Raw genomic sequence first — 15,452 nt, 5'->3', positions numbered from 1 at the left:
AAGTAAGCAAAATGATTGACTTACAAAAAGTAAGTTGGTAGACTGAGCACATTGTTAAAGAAATGATAAAAAAGGAGTAAACACGATGGTATTTGGATTTGGCAGGAAAGAACCGCAAGTGATTGAAAAAGAAGTGATGAAAGAAATTTTTGTGACAAAGGAAAAGAAGAAAGCCCAGCATATTGGTATTATCGTTGGCAGTACAAGAGAAGGTCGTGTGAGTCCACAAGTCGCTGATTATATCTTAGAAACAGCAAAGACCCATAGTGACCGCACATATGAAATAATCGATATCAAAGCCTACGATCTGCCATTTATGGGCACAGGAACACCGAATCAGGCGTGGAATGACAAAATCGCAGCCATGGATGGCTATATCTTTATTGTACAAGAATATAATCACGGGTTATCCGCTGCGCTAAAAAATGCGCTGGATAGTGCGAGGGAAGAATGGTTCAACAAAGCAGCTGGGATCGTAAGTTATGGCTCTGCGGGCGGCATTCGCGCCGCTGAACAAGTACGATTGATCCTAGCAGAACAAAAAGTCGCAACAGTGCGTACCAATCCGGCATTCAATTTATTCACTGATTTTGAAAATTTTGCAGACTTTAAGCCAGGGCCGCATATGACTGCTGGCGTGAATGATATGTTAACGGAATTGCTTGATTGGGCAGATGTATTTGCAGATCGTGCAGAAGGATAAGGAGGAAACAAACATGAAATTCGGCATTATTTTAGGCAGCACAAGAGAAGGACGCGTGAGTCCGCAAGTAGGGGAATATATTCAATCTATCGCTGCGCAAAGAACACAACACAGCTTTGAAATCGTAGATGTGAAGGATTTTAACCTGCCATTTATGGGCACAGATGCACCAAATACCGCTTGGAATGACAAAATTGCAGCCCTTGACGGCTATATCTTCATCGTTCAAGAATACAATCATGGTTTTGCGGCTTCATTGAAAAATGCCGTCGACAGTGCGAGAGAAGAATGGTTCGATAAAGCAGCGGGGATCGTGAGTTACGGTTCTGGCGGCGGGATCCGCGCAGCAGAACAATTACGTACCGTTTTAGCAGAACAAAAAGTCGCAACGGTGCGTACCAATCCAGCATTCAATTTATTTACCGATTTTGATCAGTTCACCGTCTTCAAACCTGGTGAACATATGCAAGCTGGTGTGAATGATATGCTAGATGAATTGACCGCATGGTCAAAAGCCTTTGCAACGATTCGCTAAGCATCTGAATCAAAAGACCTTATCCATTATAAAACGGATAAGGTCTTTTCTTTTATGTGTTCAATTTGGCTAAAACTGTTTCAGCCACAGCTTGAGGAATCCCGGCTGCTTGAATATCTGCAACAGACGCTGCTTGAATATTTTTCAGTGATTTGAACGTCTTCATCAGTTGCTGCTTCCGTTTTGGCCCTAGGCCTGGAATTTCATCTAATTTAGAAGAAAAGCTGTTTTTACTGCGCAATTGGCGATGGAAAGTAATCGCAAAGCGATGGACTTCATCTTGGATGCGTTGCAGCAAAAAGAATTCAACGGAATTTCGTTCTAAATGGATAGGATCCAAAAATTCGCCAAAAATCAACTCGCTGGTTTTATGTTTGTTGTTTTTGACCAATCCAGCTACAGGGATGTCGATGCCGAGTTGATCATGCAGAACTTCTTGAGCGGCCCCGACTTGCGCTTTCCCGCCATCGATCACGATCAAATCTGGGAAGGGCAGGCTTTCTTTCAAGACCCGCGAGTAGCGACGGTAGATGACTTCTTGCATAGAGCCATAATCATCGCCGCCTTGCGCCGTTCGGATCTTATATTTGCGGTAGTCATCTTTAAATGGTTTGCCATCAACAAAGACCACCATGGCTGAAACCGGATCTGTTCCCATGATATGAGAATTATCGAAGGCTTCGATCCGATAAGGTGCTGGAATCCCCATTGCCTCTCCTAGCCGGTCGACAGCCCCGATCGTCCGTTCTTCGGTCCGTTCGATCAGCGCAAATTTTTGTGCCAAAGCGATGTGGGCGTTTTTGGTAGCTAAATCCACGAGTTTCTTCTTGTCGCCACGTTGGGGCTGTAGTACTTTGGTTGCTAATAAGGCTTCTAAGGGTTCAGCTTCTATATGCTGCGGAACGAAGACTTCTTTCGGGATAAAATGTTCGTTTTTTTGATAAAATTGCCCGACAAAAGTCAAGAAGTCTTCTTCAGCTTCATTATAAAAGGGAAACAATGACACTTCCCGTTCAATCAGTTTTCCTTGGCGAATAAAGAAGACTTGGACACACATCCACCCCTTGTCCACACTGTACCCGAAGACATCGCGGTCCATTAGATCGGTCAATGTCATTTTTTGGCGGGTCATTACGGTATCGATAGCTTGGATCTGATCCCGTAATTCAGCTGCCCGCTCGAAAGACAAGGTGTCTATCGCGGCGGCCATTTTTTCTTGCAGGTCTTTCAAAATATCGACATGACCGCCATGGAAGAAATGTTTGACTTGATCAACGATTTTCTGATATTCCTTAGGATCCGTATCATGGACATAAGGACAGACACACTGGCCCAAATGATAGTACAGGCAAGGTCTTTTTTGAGAAGGACCGCATTTTCGCAAAGGAAACAATCGATCTAAGACTTTTTTTGTTTCATTGGCTGCCCGTGCATCGGGATAAGGACCAAAGTACAACGCACCATCTTTTAGAACTTTTCGGGTAATGATCAACCGTGGGTAGCGTTCTTTTGTGACCTTAATGAAGGGATAGGATTTATCATCCTTCAACATAATGTTGTATTTGGGTTTGTTTTTTTGGATCAAATTGATTTCAAGCAACAACGCTTCGGTGTTGGACTCAGTGACAACATACTCGAAATCATTGATTTCTTTTACCAATCGTTCTGTTTTGGTATCGTGACTGCCAGTAAAGTAGGAACGTACACGATTCTTTAGTATTTTGGCTTTCCCGACATAGATGATCGTGCCGTTTTTGTCTTTCATCAAATAACAGCCAGGTTGATCCGGCAGCAAGGCCAATTTGTTTTTGATTTGCTCGTTCATGTGGACGTCCTTTCTTCTATATAGCAATCAGGGAATCACTTCACTCCGGACAATCACGTCACAAGTAAGGGGAACGTAAGAGCCCGTTTATGCACTCTTCATTGTAGCACAATTTTCTTTAGAAACAATGAATTGCTTCATACAGCAACCAGAATTCTGTGATCTGTAATAAAAAATTAACGATTGATTTCGTCCGTCCATTTTGGCTGGTATCGTGTATAATAAATGCTAAATGGAAGGATGGATGTCATTGAGTTGGGTTGGAAAAAAAGGATGGCTGCCAGGGCTTTTGTTGGCAGTGTTCGTGGCAGCGGTGGCTAAATTCGCTGCAGAATGGGTACCGCAGATTGGCGGCGCAACGATTGCGATTTTGTTAGGCATTATTCTAGGAAATACGTATTTCAAACAATCTGTCTATCAACAAGGAACCAAATTTGCAGAAAGCCGCTTATTGGAATATTCGGTGGTCTTATTAGGGTTTACAGTAACCTTTCAAACGATCAGTGAAATGGGGTTAAAAGGGTTTGTCTTTATCCTATTGATGATGAGTATCGTGATCACGTCAGCAATATTGATCGGGAAAAAATTGGGCTTTAGTCAAACGATGGCCATGATGATGGCTGGGGGAAATGCGGTTTGCGGGTCATCAGCGATTGGTGCTATTGCACCTGCGATCAATGCAGATGACGAAGAAAAAGGCCAGATCATTACCCTGGTGAACTTACTGGGAACGGTCATGATGTTGACCTTGCCATTTCTCGGACTAGCTCTCTACGGAGAAGATCTATTGGCGAAAAGTGCCTTGCTTGGCGGGACCTTGCAATCGGTCGGACAGGTCGTGGCGGGCGCAAGCTTGTTGGATGGTGACGTGGTCAAGTATGCCATGCTCTTTAAGATCACCCGCATCATCTTGCTGACACTTGTCGTTCTGCTCTTTAAAAAAATGGCGAAGAGCACGTCGCAAGGCACCAGTAAGAAAACCTTGCCGATTCCATGGTATGTCTTAGGTTTTCTGGGTATTTGTATCTTGAACAGCTTTACCGAGCTACCCAATTGGCTAAGTCAGACTGCACAATTTGTCAGCGGCTGGTTTGAAACAACAGCGCTGGCAGCGATTGGCTTACGGCTAGATTTCAGGAAATTTTTGAATGAAGGACCGCGTTTTTTGTATTACGGTTTATCGGTAGGCGCAGTGCAGACAGGCGCAGCAGTATTGTTGATTTGGCTGTTAGGAATGTAGAAATAAGCAAGGAAAAAACAGTTTGCATTCACTCTTACTTACAGAGTCTCAGCAAACTGTTTTTAATCGTATTTAGAGAAACTTGTTCAAGGATGCGACAATCGAAGACATATTTAGTAAACCATAGTCTTGTTTATTTACAGTAACAATAGGCTTCGAGGGAAATGCTTGTTGCAACTGCGTTAATGCAAAACTATATTCTGGTGTTAAAAGAATGATATCCGCTTTTGGCGCCAGTGTCTCGATTTTTGATGCACTATACATATGGACGTCCACTGAATAGCCGATGTTGGTTAGTTGTTTTTGTAATTTCATCTGTAAACGCTGTGTCTGAAATTCACCATCGCTGATCCAGTTGCTGATGCTAAAAATATACACTTGCTTTGTTTCTTGATGAGAAAGAATAACTTCTTCTGACATGGGGAACACTCCTCGCTTTTTTTTAGAAAAAGACGAACCAAAAAAGCAGGTTTGGCTGTACCCAATAAAGTATCTGTGGACACATTGAATAACGCACTCAGCTGTACCAAATAATCCAAATCAGGATAACTTTTATTGTTTTCCCACTTTGAAACTGTTTGGGGCGTAACATGTATGCGCTTTGCGACTTCTTTTTGCGTCCACTTTTTTTGTTGCCTCAAGTGCTTCAATGTGCTGCCTATTTCTAACATGAGTATATCCCCCAATTAGTTGATCAAACAAGAAACGAAGCGTTGATAATAGGAATACGGAGACAACGATTCGTTGAAATGTTGATGTATCAATAGTTGATCATGAGACATCCATTTACTGGAGATGTTTCACAAAGAAACGATCCATCGTTGTATGCTGCGTGTGCTGTAAAGGTCCATCAATCTCTAGATATCCCGCCTTTTGATACACGTGGAGGGCAACCGAAAGTAGATGATGGGTTTCAAGATACAGTTGTTGATACCCCAATTCTTGAGCACTTGCTTCGATGGTTTGCAGCAAAGAATAGCTGAGCCCCAATCCTTTTACTGCAGGACTGAGATAAAATTTTTGCAACTCAGCGATTTTTTTGGTTTGGTCATAAGGCGCATAACCACCGCCGCCTAGCACACCAAACGCTGCATCCGTGATGGTGAAGTAATTGGCCATCGGTTGTGCATAGAATGTACTTAAATGATCTAGTTCAGGATCAAAATAAGCTGTTCCAGGCAGGTCCAACTGGTGATCTGCCAAATTTTGGCGAATGATCGCGGCTAAAAATGGATCGTCGTTGGTGTCAATCAAACGTATCGTCGGCTGCATTGTTGTTTTCCTCCTGTAAAATAGGTTAGTTACAGTGTATCACAAGCAATCGCTAGGGAATAAAAAAACTCTTTCGCCCACCGACGTAAGAGTTTTTTGAAAAGTTTTATACGACTGTTGTTGCTTGTCCAAGTTCAACTTTATGGGCTTGCTTATCCACGATTCTGAAGAAAGGATAATACCATGCGACAGAAAGAACGATTTCTACTGCTTGCCACACAGCGCCCCGCCAGCCACTAATGAATAGGCCAGAAAGAATTGGCGGCATCGTCCAAGGGATATTGACCCCGTTGGCTGCTGGTACCAATCCAATGTAAGTTACCAAGTAGCTTAATGAAGCGAAAATCAATGGCGAAATAATGAATGGAATCATCAATATTGGGTTCAAGACAATAGGCGCCCCAAAAATCAGCGGTTCGTTGATATTGAATAGAGAAGGACCAATTGCCAATTTACCTAAGGCCTTGTATTGCTGAGAGCGAGCGAAGAATAGAAACAAGATAACCAAGCCAATCGTTGTACCGCAACCGCCTAGTTTTACATAGTTGGCATCAAACTGCGCATTGACGATATTTGGAATCGTTTGACCTAATTTGTATGCTTCAGAATTCTCAACAGTTAGTGCGGTCCAAATCGGTGTCATCACAGAACCCACGATATTTGGACCATGCAAACCAAAAGAGAACAACAAAGTTGCTAATACTTGGACCAAAATCGTAGCAGGCAAGGACGCCCCTAGCGATGTTAATGGTTTTTGTAAGATTTCAAAAATAAAAGCTTGTGCACTGCCATAGCTAGTCATTTTGAAACCAAAGAAGATAAATAAATAAATGAAAAAGATAAATGCAACTGGAATCAACGATTCAAACGAACGAGAAACATTGTCAGGTACACTATCCGGCATTTTGACTTTCCAACCGCGTTTCAACACAAAGTTTGAAATTTCAATCGCTAAAATTGCGGAAATCATCCCTAAGAACAGACCAGCGGCGCCGAAGCTTGCGATAGGTAATCCAATAGCACTATCTGCACCTGTCAATGTAGGTGTAAGTAAGAAATAAGACATTAAAGCAGGGATAATACTAGACATTGAATCGATTTTGTAACGATTGCCTAAGCTTCTTGCAATACCGATGACCACATAAATCGACATGATATTCACAGACATATCGTAAGCACGATTACAAAACTCAACCCAAGTATCGCCGAAAATACCATTCATAAAATCAATAAAGCCTTGATAAGGAAAGTTTGGAAAAATCAAAAACATCGAACCTACAATGATAATTGACATGGAGGCAAAAAAACCGTCGCGGATGGCCGCTAAATAACGATTTTCATTCAATTTCATTGCGACGGGCATCAATTTGTCGCCGAAACGATCTAAAAATGTACTTTCTTCCATATTGCATCCTTCTCCCATTTATAAAATATTGATAGCGCTATCAATGAACTGATTATACATCGAAACATATCAAAAGGTAAAGCTTTTTTTGTCTGTCAAACGCTGTTATTATAATGTTTTTAAGCCTGTATGATCTAATGGTATACTTGCGACGAGCGGCACTTGTTGTTGAAATATACTCCATTTATATCAAAAAGTTGATAGAGCAATGTTCGCTAGGGAAACGGTTCCAGTGTGTACGTTTTTTATCCAATAAAAAATGGAAGAAAAGTATTTGTTTGATGATAAAAAAACAAATAATATTTTCTTCCAAAATGCGACAATAGAAAGGTCAAAAGGCGAGTGGCAAGTTATTTAATTATTTTTTGCCGCTATTTACTCACTTTCCTTCATCAAAAAACGTGCTTCGTCCTTCAGCAGTCCGGCAGTTTCCTGCAACTGATTATATGACTTCAAGACATCCAACAAGTGTTGTTGTGAAGCATGCAACGTTTCTTTTGTGGCTTCTGAGCTGGCCAAAACCAAACCCGCTTCAGCGTTGATTGCATGTAATGCTGACTCGATCGACTGGGTCAGTTGTTTGGTTTGTTCTGCCAATTTTTGCATTTCATCGGTTACCACCCGAAAGCCAGCCGCTTGTTCGCCGATTCGTGCGGTTTCGATGGCCGCATTAAAGGAAAGCAGTTTGGTTTGTTGAGCAATGCGGTTGATGTCTTGCAAGACATGTGTGACTTCTTGGATCTCTGTTTCTAGATTTTGGGTTGTCTGTTGACTTTGATCGGACAGCGCGTTGACTTGCGTGAGGTTTGCTGATAGCAGATTCACTTGCTGGTGACCCGTATCAGATAAACGGTTCAATACAGCCGCACTTTCTTGGACTTTTTTGACAGTTACGGCCAAAGTCGTTTCCCGTTGGGTAATATCAAAAGCAATCTTGACCACGTGGATCACTTCCTGGTTTTCATCGAGAACTGGGAAATAGACACCTTCTAAAATCAATGTTTCCCCTTGCTTGTTTCGGCGGATGATCTTGTCTTGGAAATTTTTTTTGGTATCGAGAAGCTGAAACCAAAAGTCCTGGTAGGCTTGACTATTGGCATATGCATCTTCACAAAAAATCTTGTGTGGCAGGCCAATGATCTCCTCTGTGGAATAGCCGAGTACGTCGGCCATGATCTCATTGGCAAAAACCACTTGTTTGTTGGTATCAAAGACAATCACTGCGAGTTCTTTAAATATGGCCTTAAGTAAATGGTCGTTCTGATTTCCTGCTAATGTAAAATTCATCGAGGTTTCACCTTTCTATTTGGGAAGTCTTCCTTCACGCGTCCTCCAATTATCGGTTGAGAACAGATGTCATTTAAGAGGTTTCTTGAAAAATATTTTGCTTTTTAATAAAAAGTTCGAAAATCTTGACTAAAAGCAAGTTGTTTTGATTCTAGACGCACAGATGATAGGCTAATAATAGAATAAAAAAAGAAGGAGCGTATCTTATGACAGACAGAATTTCATTAGAACAAGCAGCTATCGATTTTAGTGAGGAAAATGCAGCCCATCCCCGGATCTATGAATTACCCCCTGAAGAAGGCCGGGCCTTGTTGGAAAAAGTCCAAGAAACCCCAGTAGAGACATATGCTGCGGTAGTCGAAGATCAACAAGTGGATACCGGCGAATGGGGCACGATCAATGTCCGCTTTGTCCGTCCTGAAGGCAACCATGCTATTTTGCCTGTCATCTATTATCTCCATGGGGCAGGTTGGGTCTTTGGCAGTGCGAAGACCCATGATAAATTGATCCGAGAACTGGCTGTGCGGACTAATTCTTTGGTGATTTTTCCAGAGTATAGTCGTTCCCCTGAAGCCAAATATCCCACAGCGATCGAACAGAATTATGCTGTCTTGCAACAGCTGCCAGGTTTCGTTGAAACAAAAGGCATTGACTTGAGTCGTTTGACCGTGGCGGGGGACTCAGTAGGTGGGAACATGGCAACCGTGATGGCGCTTTTGACAAAATCTAGAGGTGGGATTCCGATTGCCCAGCAACTCTTATTCTACCCTGTCACAGATGCCAACTTTGATACACCTTCGTATCAAGAATTTGGCGAAGGCTATTATTTGACCAAAGAAGGGATGCAGTGGTTCTGGGATCAGTATACGACAGACGAGGCGGCCCGCAATGAAGTGACAGCTTCACCCTTACGAGCCACTACTGAAGCCCTCACTGATCTGCCGCCTGCGTTGATCATTACAGGCGAAGCCGATGTGTTGAGAGATGAAGGCGAAGCGTATGCCCAACATTTACGAGAGGCTGGTGTGGAAGTAACACAAGTGCGGATGCAAGGAATCATTCATGATTTCGTGATGGTCCATGCGTTAGATCAAACCAATGCAGCGCGTGGTGCGATGGATCTAGCCACTACATGGATCAATCAAAAAAATCATCCAGAGGCCAAATAATTCAATCCTGATATAGAAAAAAATCGTCGATCATCGGCGATTTTTTTTGTCTTATGGGTGGCAAACAGATGCTTAGTCTAGCAAGTATGGAACCGTTATCGATAAAACGCTCACTTTTTTAATACAGTTTTAAATAGTTGTTTTTTGTTGATAAATAAATAAAAAGTGCTATTATTTTATTTGTGAGTAATACAGTTATCGAAAAGAGGTAATACAGTGAGTAAAAAAGGATCAGAATTAATTGTTGAAAGTTTGGAAAACCATCATGTCCCTTATATTTTTGGGATCCCTGGTGCAAAAATCGATGGTGTCTTCGATGTATTGGCGGATCATGGGCCAGAATTGATTTTGGCAAGACATGAACAAAATGCTGCTTTCATGGCGCAAGCCATTGGCCGTCTGACAGGGGAGCCAGGTGTGGTGATTGCAACGAGCGGACCGGGTGCCAGCAATTTGGCGACTGGACTGGTCACTGCAACAGCAGAGGGGGATCCTGTATTGGCAATTGCGGGTCAGGTCAAGCGTTCTGATCTATCTAAATTGACCCATCAAAGCATGAACAATGCCGCACTCTTTGCACCAATAACCAAGTTCAGCAGTGAGGTCCAAGATCCAGAAACATTATCAGAAAGCATTGCGAATGCATTTCGTATTGCAAAGACAGCCAAAAAAGGTGCCAGCTTTTTGTCGATCCCACAAGATGTGACCGATGGCTTTGCCGAAGGTGCAGCGATCGAACCTTTGTCTGCGCCGAAACTAGGTCCAGCGGATCAAGCCGATATTGAGATGTTGGCAGAACGAATCCATGAAGCCAAATTACCTGTTTTATTGCTAGGTATGCGAGCAAGTGGTATCAAAGAAACGCAAGCGATTCGCCATTTAGTGGCGAAAACAGGTTTACCAGTTGTCGAAACATTTCAAGGTGCAGGCATTATCTCGCGGGAATTAGAAGCCCATTTCTTTGGACGGGTTGGACTATTCCGCAATCAACCAGGAGATATGTTGTTGAAGCGCAGTGATTTGGTGATTGCTGTGGGCTACGATCCTATCGAATATGAGGCCCGTAATTGGAATGCCGAAAAAGATGCCCGTGTGATCGTGATCGATGAAGTGCCTATGGAGATCGATCCTTTTATGCAACCAGAAGTTGAATTGATTGGTAGTATCGCTAAAATCAGTGAACAACTTGCACAAACCATGACAGGGGATCAATTGTCAGAGGATGCGCGGACGTATTTGCAGGCGTTGCAAGAGAAACTCAAACAACAACCACCAATCAAAGAAGGGCAAGCACAAACCGTGCATCCTTTAGAAATCATTGATGTGTTACAACAAGAAGTCACTGATGATATGACAGTCACCGTTGATGTCGGCAGCCATTATATATGGATGGCCCGCCATTTTCGCAGTTATGAACCACGACACTTATTGTTCAGTAACGGTATGCAAACGTTAGGTGTTGCATTGCCATGGGCCATTTCAGCAGCCTTGGTTCGACCAAATACACAAGTGATCTCGATTTCTGGTGATGGTGGGTTCTTGTTTTCGGCACAAGAGTTGGAAACAGCCGTTCGTTTGAAGCAATCGATCATCCATTTGATTTGGAACGATGGGACGTATAACATGGTCAAATTCCAAGAAGAAATGAAATATGACCGTGCATCAGGCGTAGATTTCGGGCCGGTAGACTTTGTCAAATATGCGGAAGCATTTGGTGCCAAAGGGCTGCGAGCAACCACGAAACAAGAATTAATTGCTGCGATCGAAGAAGGACTGGCGACAGATGGACCGGTCATCATTGATATTCCTGTCGATTATTCCGATAATGCGGCATTGGGCAAAACGATTTTGCCAGATCAATTTTATTAAAAACAGGAGGAATCATCTTGAAGGTACAAAGCAAAAGCTATCTTTACCAACATGGGACATTAGGCGGGTTGATGCAAGATCTGATGGAAGGGACGGAGCAGATTGGCCGCTTATTGGATGACGGCGATACTGGGATTGGCACGTTAGCTGGTTCAGATGGCGAAGTGATCATCTTAGACGGTCAGATTTACCATGTGGATCAAACCGGCGACGTGCGTCAATTGACAGGTGCCGAAAAAACACCGTATGCCGCAGTGACCACATTTGCCCCCAATAAACAGGTGGCGATCCATACTGAAACAAATAGTGATGGGGTCAAAGAACATATTCTGGCACAGGTGAGTCCCAATTTATTTACGGCTGTCAAAATGCGCGGGGTCTTCTCTAACATCCATGTGCGGGTGGCACCGAAACAAACCAAGCCCTACCCGAAATTTGTTGAGATCATCGACAATCAACCAGAATTCCAAAGGACTGATGTAGCGGGAACCATTGTGGGCTTTTTTACACCCCAATTATTTCATGGTGCTGCAGCGGCTGGTTTTCACTGGCATTTTTTAAGTGATGATCATCAGTTTGCAGGCCATGTCCTAGATTTTGACTTGGCTGCCGGTGAAATCGAGTTGATGGAACTGGCAGAGTTTCGCCAACACTTTCCCATCGATGATGCCGACTTTTTGCAACGAGAAATCGATGTGGCGGGTATTGCGAAAGATATCCAATTAGCGGAATAAGGCGGCCTCTTTGGTGTCTGCTTTGTTCTATACAACGAAATAGGTAAACGCAAGGACACCCAGTGAACTAACGGGTGTCCTTTTTTCTTCTGGCCAAAGCGTGCTGCATCATGGATTCTTATCGCCGTGGTAGAATGAATGAACGATACTATGACAGATAAACAAGACGCATCCACGGCCTATGTGTGGTGTGGAAGAATAAAGTAAGATGCCTAATAAAGGCACGTAGGCAGAAAGAGGCAAATGATGGCAGACAAAAAAACAACTATTTTAGTGATCGGTGGTGGCCTGGGCGGGTTGTCCGCAGCAGTTTCTTTGACGCAAGCAGGCTATCAAGTCACCGTAGTGGAAAAAAATCACCATTTAGGCGGAAAACTGAATCATTTGAAGACAGCAGATTTTGGCTTTGATTTGGGTCCGTCTATTTTGACGATGCCCCAGATATTCGACAGATTGTTCACGAAGAGTCAGCGGCAAATGAAAGATTATGTACCGATTCGCCGTCTGCCCCTCGAATGGCGCTCCTTTTTCCCCGACGGCAGCAAGATCGATCTATATGGCGACCTGTCGCGCATGGCGCAAGAAAATCCTGATTTAAATGCCAAAGACATGGAAGAATACCGCACGTTTTTGGCCTATGCCAAGGGAATTTACGATTTGACGGAAGAAGGCTATTTCGCGGAAGGTTTTGATCAGACAAAAGATGTCTTGCGGCATCATGGCATCGTGCGTGCATTGAAAGGCTTCGATTATTTTTCCACGATGCAAGAGGCAATCGACAAACGGGTCAGCAATCCTCATATGCGGGATATGCTAGGGTATTTTAGTAAATATGTGGGGTCTTCGCCTTATGACGCCCCAGCAGTTTTGAATATGATGAGTTACATGCAGCATGCCCAAGGGATATGGTATGTACCTGGCGGCATGCAGCAGCTTGCGCAAGGCATCGTACAATTGGCCAAAGAAATTGGCGTTACTTTTATCACCGGTCAGAAAGTCACAAAATTAGACACCCAAGATCAACAAGTAACAGCGGCGTATTTGGCGGATGGCCGACGATTGATGGCAGACATTTTTGTGTCAAATATGGAGGTCATTCCAGCGTATCAGCAATTGTTATCCGAGGAAATCTCTGCAAAAGTGCAGCAGAAATTCGAACCCGCCAGCTCTGGCTTTGTCTTGCATCTAGGGGTCAAAGGAGAATATCCGCAGCTGGCGCATCATAACTTTTTCTTTTCGGAAGCAGCACAAACGAATTTTGACCAAAATTTCCATGACCATCGATTGCCAGACGATCCAACGATTTACTTAGTGAATGTCAATAAGACAGACCCTAGTCAAACGATTCCTGGACATGAAAATCTAAAAATCTTGCCCCATATTCCCTACTTGCAAGATTCTCCATTCACTGAAGCAGAATATGCTGCTTTTCGCACGCGCATTCTAGAGAAGTTGGAACGGATGGGTCTGACGGATCTGCAAAAAAATATCGTCTTTGAAGATCGATGGACACCAGCAGATATCGAAGCCCAATATGCCTCTCATCGTGGTGCAATTTATGGTACTGTTTCTGATCGGAAACAAAACCATGGCTTCAAGCATCCGAAGCACAGCGAGAAATACGATAACCTGTACTTTGTCGGCGGCACAGTCAATCCTGGCGCGGGGATGCCGATGGTGACATTGAGCGGACAGCAAGTGAGCCGAATGATCACCCAGCGCAAACGTTAATTAGTGGTGTATAGACAATTTGAAAAAGGAGGCTGATCAAGATGTATCTCTGGCTTGTAGGTTGGTTGTTGGCCTGGTTCAGTGGCTGGCTGGTGTTTGGCCGACGTGGGTACGTACCCAAAGACACAACGGCGGACATGCCTGATCGTCTATCGATCATTATTCCTGCCCGAAACGAAGCGGCTAACTTGCCCCAGTTGTTTCGATCGCTGCAAGCCCAACAGATCGACATCCATGAAGTGTTAGTGATCGATGATGGATCGACAGATCAAACTCAGGCTGTGGCACAGCGCTTCGGGGCAACCGTATTGGCGACAAAAACCGATCAGCCCGGCAAAGCTGCCGCATGTTGGCAAGGGGCACAAGCGGCAACTGGCACATTGCTGTTGTTTCTTGATGCCGATACAGCGTTTTTGACAACGGGAGGCATTTCCCAGATCGTGGCCGCTTTTCAGAACAAAGGCAACCAAGGACTCATGAGTGTTCAGCCTTATCATCACGTGCCAAAAGTCTATGAGCAACTCTCTTATGTCTTTAACGTTGTCCTCATGGCTGGCTTGAACAGATTTTCTGTCTTTGGTGAATCAGTCAAAGCAGGTGGTGCGTTTGGTCCATGTCTTCTGTGTACGAAACAGGCATATCAAGAAGTAGCTGGCCATCAGGATATGGCACTAGGGATTTTAGACGATATCGCCTTGGCCAAGCGATTTATGGCTGCGCAACGGCCAATCCATTTGTATGGGGGCCGTGGGCTGCTGGCTTTTCGCATGTATCCCAAAGGATTCAAACAATTGATCCAAGGATGGACCAAAGACTTCGCCACAGCTGCTCAAGTCACGAATCCGGGACTGATGGTGGGGATCATTCTTTGGCTCATCGGCAATAGCACGATTCCCTGTGTTGGCCTGCTCTACTCATGGCCCATTGCAGCTGTCTGTTACGCAGTCTTTTATGGACAAAACGTCTATTTTGCCAAACGCGTGGGGACTTTTCGTAGGGACCTGCTCATCTTGTTTCCAGGCTATTTCTGTTTTTTTCTTTGTTTATTTGCCTGGTCGGCGATCCAGACTTATATTCGAAAATCAGTTGTCTGGAAAGACCGCAAAATCCATCTTTAGGAGGGAAATCAGATGTTGATCATCACGCACCCTATTATGCTGTTGCTAGTAGATATTTTGGCATGGGGTTGTTTGCATCTCGGGATTTCTTGGGGAATACGTCAAGTGCCGTTGGCTTTTTTCGCGGCACATGCGGCATGGTTTCGTTCATTCTCTTTTGAAAAAGAAGGGAAGTTTTGGCAAACATATTTCCGCGTCGCACGATGGAAAGACCGCCTGCCGGAAGGGACGCAAATCGACAGCCGCGGATTTGATAAGTCGCGTATGACAAAGAGAAAAGAGGGTGCGTATCTTTATCAGTTCATGTTAGAAACTTGTCGTGCGGAACTGACACACTGGTTGCTGCTCTTTGCCGCAGGGGTGTTTTTCTTATGGAACCCACTGTGGGCAGCACTGCTCAATTGTGTCTATGCACTCCTTGTCAACCTGCCGTTTATTTTGATCCAGCGCTACAACCGACCACGTGTGCGAAGGCTCTATCACAGATCATCGGCGATGCAAACAAGGGCATCTCTTCAAGAGAATTGACAAGAGGGCGCTTGTTTCTTTGCAGGTGCCGATGGG

General features: G+C 44.0%; 15 protein-coding genes. 9 read left to right on the top strand and 6 right to left on the bottom strand.

The genetic code is table 11. From position 1 onward, the window contains the following. Positions 1-85: 85 nt before the first annotated feature. Complete coding sequence (locus ACYVRS_RS11945) at positions 86-703, top strand: NADPH-dependent FMN reductase (protein WP_461203417.1); 618 nt, start codon at positions 86-88, stop codon at positions 701-703. A gap of 13 nt (positions 704-716) precedes the next feature. Then, positions 717-1,238 (top strand): NADPH-dependent FMN reductase, encoded by a 522-nt coding sequence (locus ACYVRS_RS11940; protein WP_054115642.1) that lies wholly within the window; start codon positions 717-719, stop codon positions 1,236-1,238. 52 nt (positions 1,239-1,290) lie between these two features. On the opposite strand, the gene uvrC is transcribed toward ACYVRS_RS11940, so the two are convergent. Then, positions 1,291-3,063 carry an excinuclease ABC subunit UvrC gene (gene uvrC, locus ACYVRS_RS11935; RefSeq protein WP_461203416.1) on the bottom strand — a complete coding sequence of 591 codons (1,773 nt, stop codon included), beginning with the start codon at positions 3,061-3,063 and terminating at the stop codon, positions 1,291-1,293. Positions 3,064-3,307: 244 nt separating this feature from the next. Between uvrC and ACYVRS_RS11930 the strand changes: the two genes are divergently transcribed. Beyond that, positions 3,308-4,303 (top strand): YeiH family protein, encoded by a 996-nt coding sequence (locus tag ACYVRS_RS11930; protein ID WP_461203415.1) that lies wholly within the window; start codon positions 3,308-3,310, stop codon positions 4,301-4,303. 72 nt (positions 4,304-4,375) lie between these two features. Here the strand turns inward: ACYVRS_RS11930 and ACYVRS_RS11925 are convergent, their stop codons facing one another. From ACYVRS_RS11925 to ACYVRS_RS11905, 5 genes are all read right to left on the bottom strand, one after another. Continuing rightward, complete coding sequence (locus tag ACYVRS_RS11925; RefSeq protein WP_461198889.1) at positions 4,376-4,723, bottom strand: hypothetical protein; 348 nt, start codon at positions 4,721-4,723, stop codon at positions 4,376-4,378. Beyond that, positions 4,615-4,974 (bottom strand): helix-turn-helix domain-containing protein, encoded by a 360-nt coding sequence (locus ACYVRS_RS11920; RefSeq protein ID WP_461198688.1) that lies wholly within the window; start codon positions 4,972-4,974, stop codon positions 4,615-4,617. The genes ACYVRS_RS11925 and ACYVRS_RS11920 overlap by 109 nt, the downstream gene beginning before the upstream one ends. Before the next feature lie 115 nt (positions 4,975-5,089). After that, positions 5,090-5,575, bottom strand: coding sequence for a GNAT family N-acetyltransferase (locus ACYVRS_RS11915; RefSeq protein ID WP_461203414.1), 486 nt, complete (start codon positions 5,573-5,575; stop codon positions 5,090-5,092). 106 nt (positions 5,576-5,681) lie between these two features. After that, positions 5,682-6,980 carry a PTS sugar transporter subunit IIC gene (locus tag ACYVRS_RS11910; RefSeq protein ID WP_313540916.1) on the bottom strand — a complete coding sequence of 433 codons (1,299 nt, stop codon included), beginning with the start codon at positions 6,978-6,980 and terminating at the stop codon, positions 5,682-5,684. A gap of 375 nt (positions 6,981-7,355) precedes the next feature. Continuing rightward, positions 7,356-8,267, bottom strand: coding sequence for a methyl-accepting chemotaxis protein (locus ACYVRS_RS11905; protein WP_461203413.1), 912 nt, complete (start codon positions 8,265-8,267; stop codon positions 7,356-7,358). 206 nt (positions 8,268-8,473) lie between these two features. Here ACYVRS_RS11905 and ACYVRS_RS11900 point away from each other — a divergent pair, with 206 nt between their 5' ends. The 6 genes from ACYVRS_RS11900 to ACYVRS_RS11875 all read left to right on the top strand — a co-directional run bounded on the left by ACYVRS_RS11900 (position 8,474) and on the right by ACYVRS_RS11875 (position 15,416). Beyond that, positions 8,474-9,436: an alpha/beta hydrolase gene (locus ACYVRS_RS11900; protein ID WP_312499223.1), complete on the top strand. Its 963-nt coding sequence runs from the start codon at positions 8,474-8,476 to the stop codon at positions 9,434-9,436. A 216-nt stretch (positions 9,437-9,652) separates the two neighbouring features. Next, positions 9,653-11,305: an acetolactate synthase AlsS gene (gene alsS / locus ACYVRS_RS11895; RefSeq protein WP_461203412.1), complete on the top strand. Its 1,653-nt coding sequence runs from the start codon at positions 9,653-9,655 to the stop codon at positions 11,303-11,305. Between the two features lie 17 nt (positions 11,306-11,322). Continuing rightward, complete coding sequence (gene budA / locus ACYVRS_RS11890; RefSeq protein ID WP_461203411.1) at positions 11,323-12,039, top strand: acetolactate decarboxylase; 717 nt, start codon at positions 11,323-11,325, stop codon at positions 12,037-12,039. A gap of 246 nt (positions 12,040-12,285) precedes the next feature. Beyond that, complete coding sequence (locus ACYVRS_RS11885) at positions 12,286-13,770, top strand: phytoene desaturase family protein (protein WP_461203410.1); 1,485 nt, start codon at positions 12,286-12,288, stop codon at positions 13,768-13,770. Between the two features lie 41 nt (positions 13,771-13,811). Then, positions 13,812-14,888: a glycosyltransferase family 2 protein gene (locus tag ACYVRS_RS11880; RefSeq protein ID WP_461203409.1), complete on the top strand. Its 1,077-nt coding sequence runs from the start codon at positions 13,812-13,814 to the stop codon at positions 14,886-14,888. A gap of 12 nt (positions 14,889-14,900) precedes the next feature. Further along, positions 14,901-15,416, top strand: a complete 516-nt coding sequence (locus ACYVRS_RS11875) for a glycosyl-4,4'-diaponeurosporenoate acyltransferase CrtO family protein (protein WP_461203408.1) — start codon at positions 14,901-14,903, stop codon at positions 15,414-15,416. Positions 15,417-15,452: the final 36 nt, after the last annotated feature.

It is taken from the genome of Enterococcus salsurae (assembly GCF_054784955.1).
The sequence above is the reverse complement of the archived record's forward strand: the minus strand, read 5'-3'. Positions and strand labels throughout refer to the sequence as shown.

Coding starts and splice junctions, on each gene's coding strand:
- ACYVRS_RS11945 (WP_461203417.1), top strand. CDS start 86: ATGGTATTTGGATTTGGCAGGAAAGAACCGCAAGTGATTGAAAAAGAA.
- ACYVRS_RS11940 (WP_054115642.1), top strand. CDS start 717: ATGAAATTCGGCATTATTTTAGGCAGCACAAGAGAAGGACGCGTGAGT.
- uvrC (WP_461203416.1), bottom strand. CDS start 3,063: ATGAACGAGCAAATCAAAAACAAATTGGCCTTGCTGCCGGATCAACCT.
- ACYVRS_RS11930 (WP_461203415.1), top strand. CDS start 3,308: ATGTCATTGAGTTGGGTTGGAAAAAAAGGATGGCTGCCAGGGCTTTTG.
- ACYVRS_RS11925 (WP_461198889.1), bottom strand. CDS start 4,723: ATGTCAGAAGAAGTTATTCTTTCTCATCAAGAAACAAAGCAAGTGTAT.
- ACYVRS_RS11920 (WP_461198688.1), bottom strand. CDS start 4,974: ATGTTAGAAATAGGCAGCACATTGAAGCACTTGAGGCAACAAAAAAAG.
- ACYVRS_RS11915 (WP_461203414.1), bottom strand. CDS start 5,575: ATGCAGCCGACGATACGTTTGATTGACACCAACGACGATCCATTTTTA.
- ACYVRS_RS11910 (WP_313540916.1), bottom strand. CDS start 6,980: ATGGAAGAAAGTACATTTTTAGATCGTTTCGGCGACAAATTGATGCCC.
- ACYVRS_RS11905 (WP_461203413.1), bottom strand. CDS start 8,267: ATGAATTTTACATTAGCAGGAAATCAGAACGACCATTTACTTAAGGCC.
- ACYVRS_RS11900 (WP_312499223.1), top strand. CDS start 8,474: ATGACAGACAGAATTTCATTAGAACAAGCAGCTATCGATTTTAGTGAG.
- ACYVRS_RS11885 (WP_461203410.1), top strand. CDS start 12,286: ATGGCAGACAAAAAAACAACTATTTTAGTGATCGGTGGTGGCCTGGGC.
- ACYVRS_RS11880 (WP_461203409.1), top strand. CDS start 13,812: ATGTATCTCTGGCTTGTAGGTTGGTTGTTGGCCTGGTTCAGTGGCTGG.
- ACYVRS_RS11875 (WP_461203408.1), top strand. CDS start 14,901: ATGTTGATCATCACGCACCCTATTATGCTGTTGCTAGTAGATATTTTG.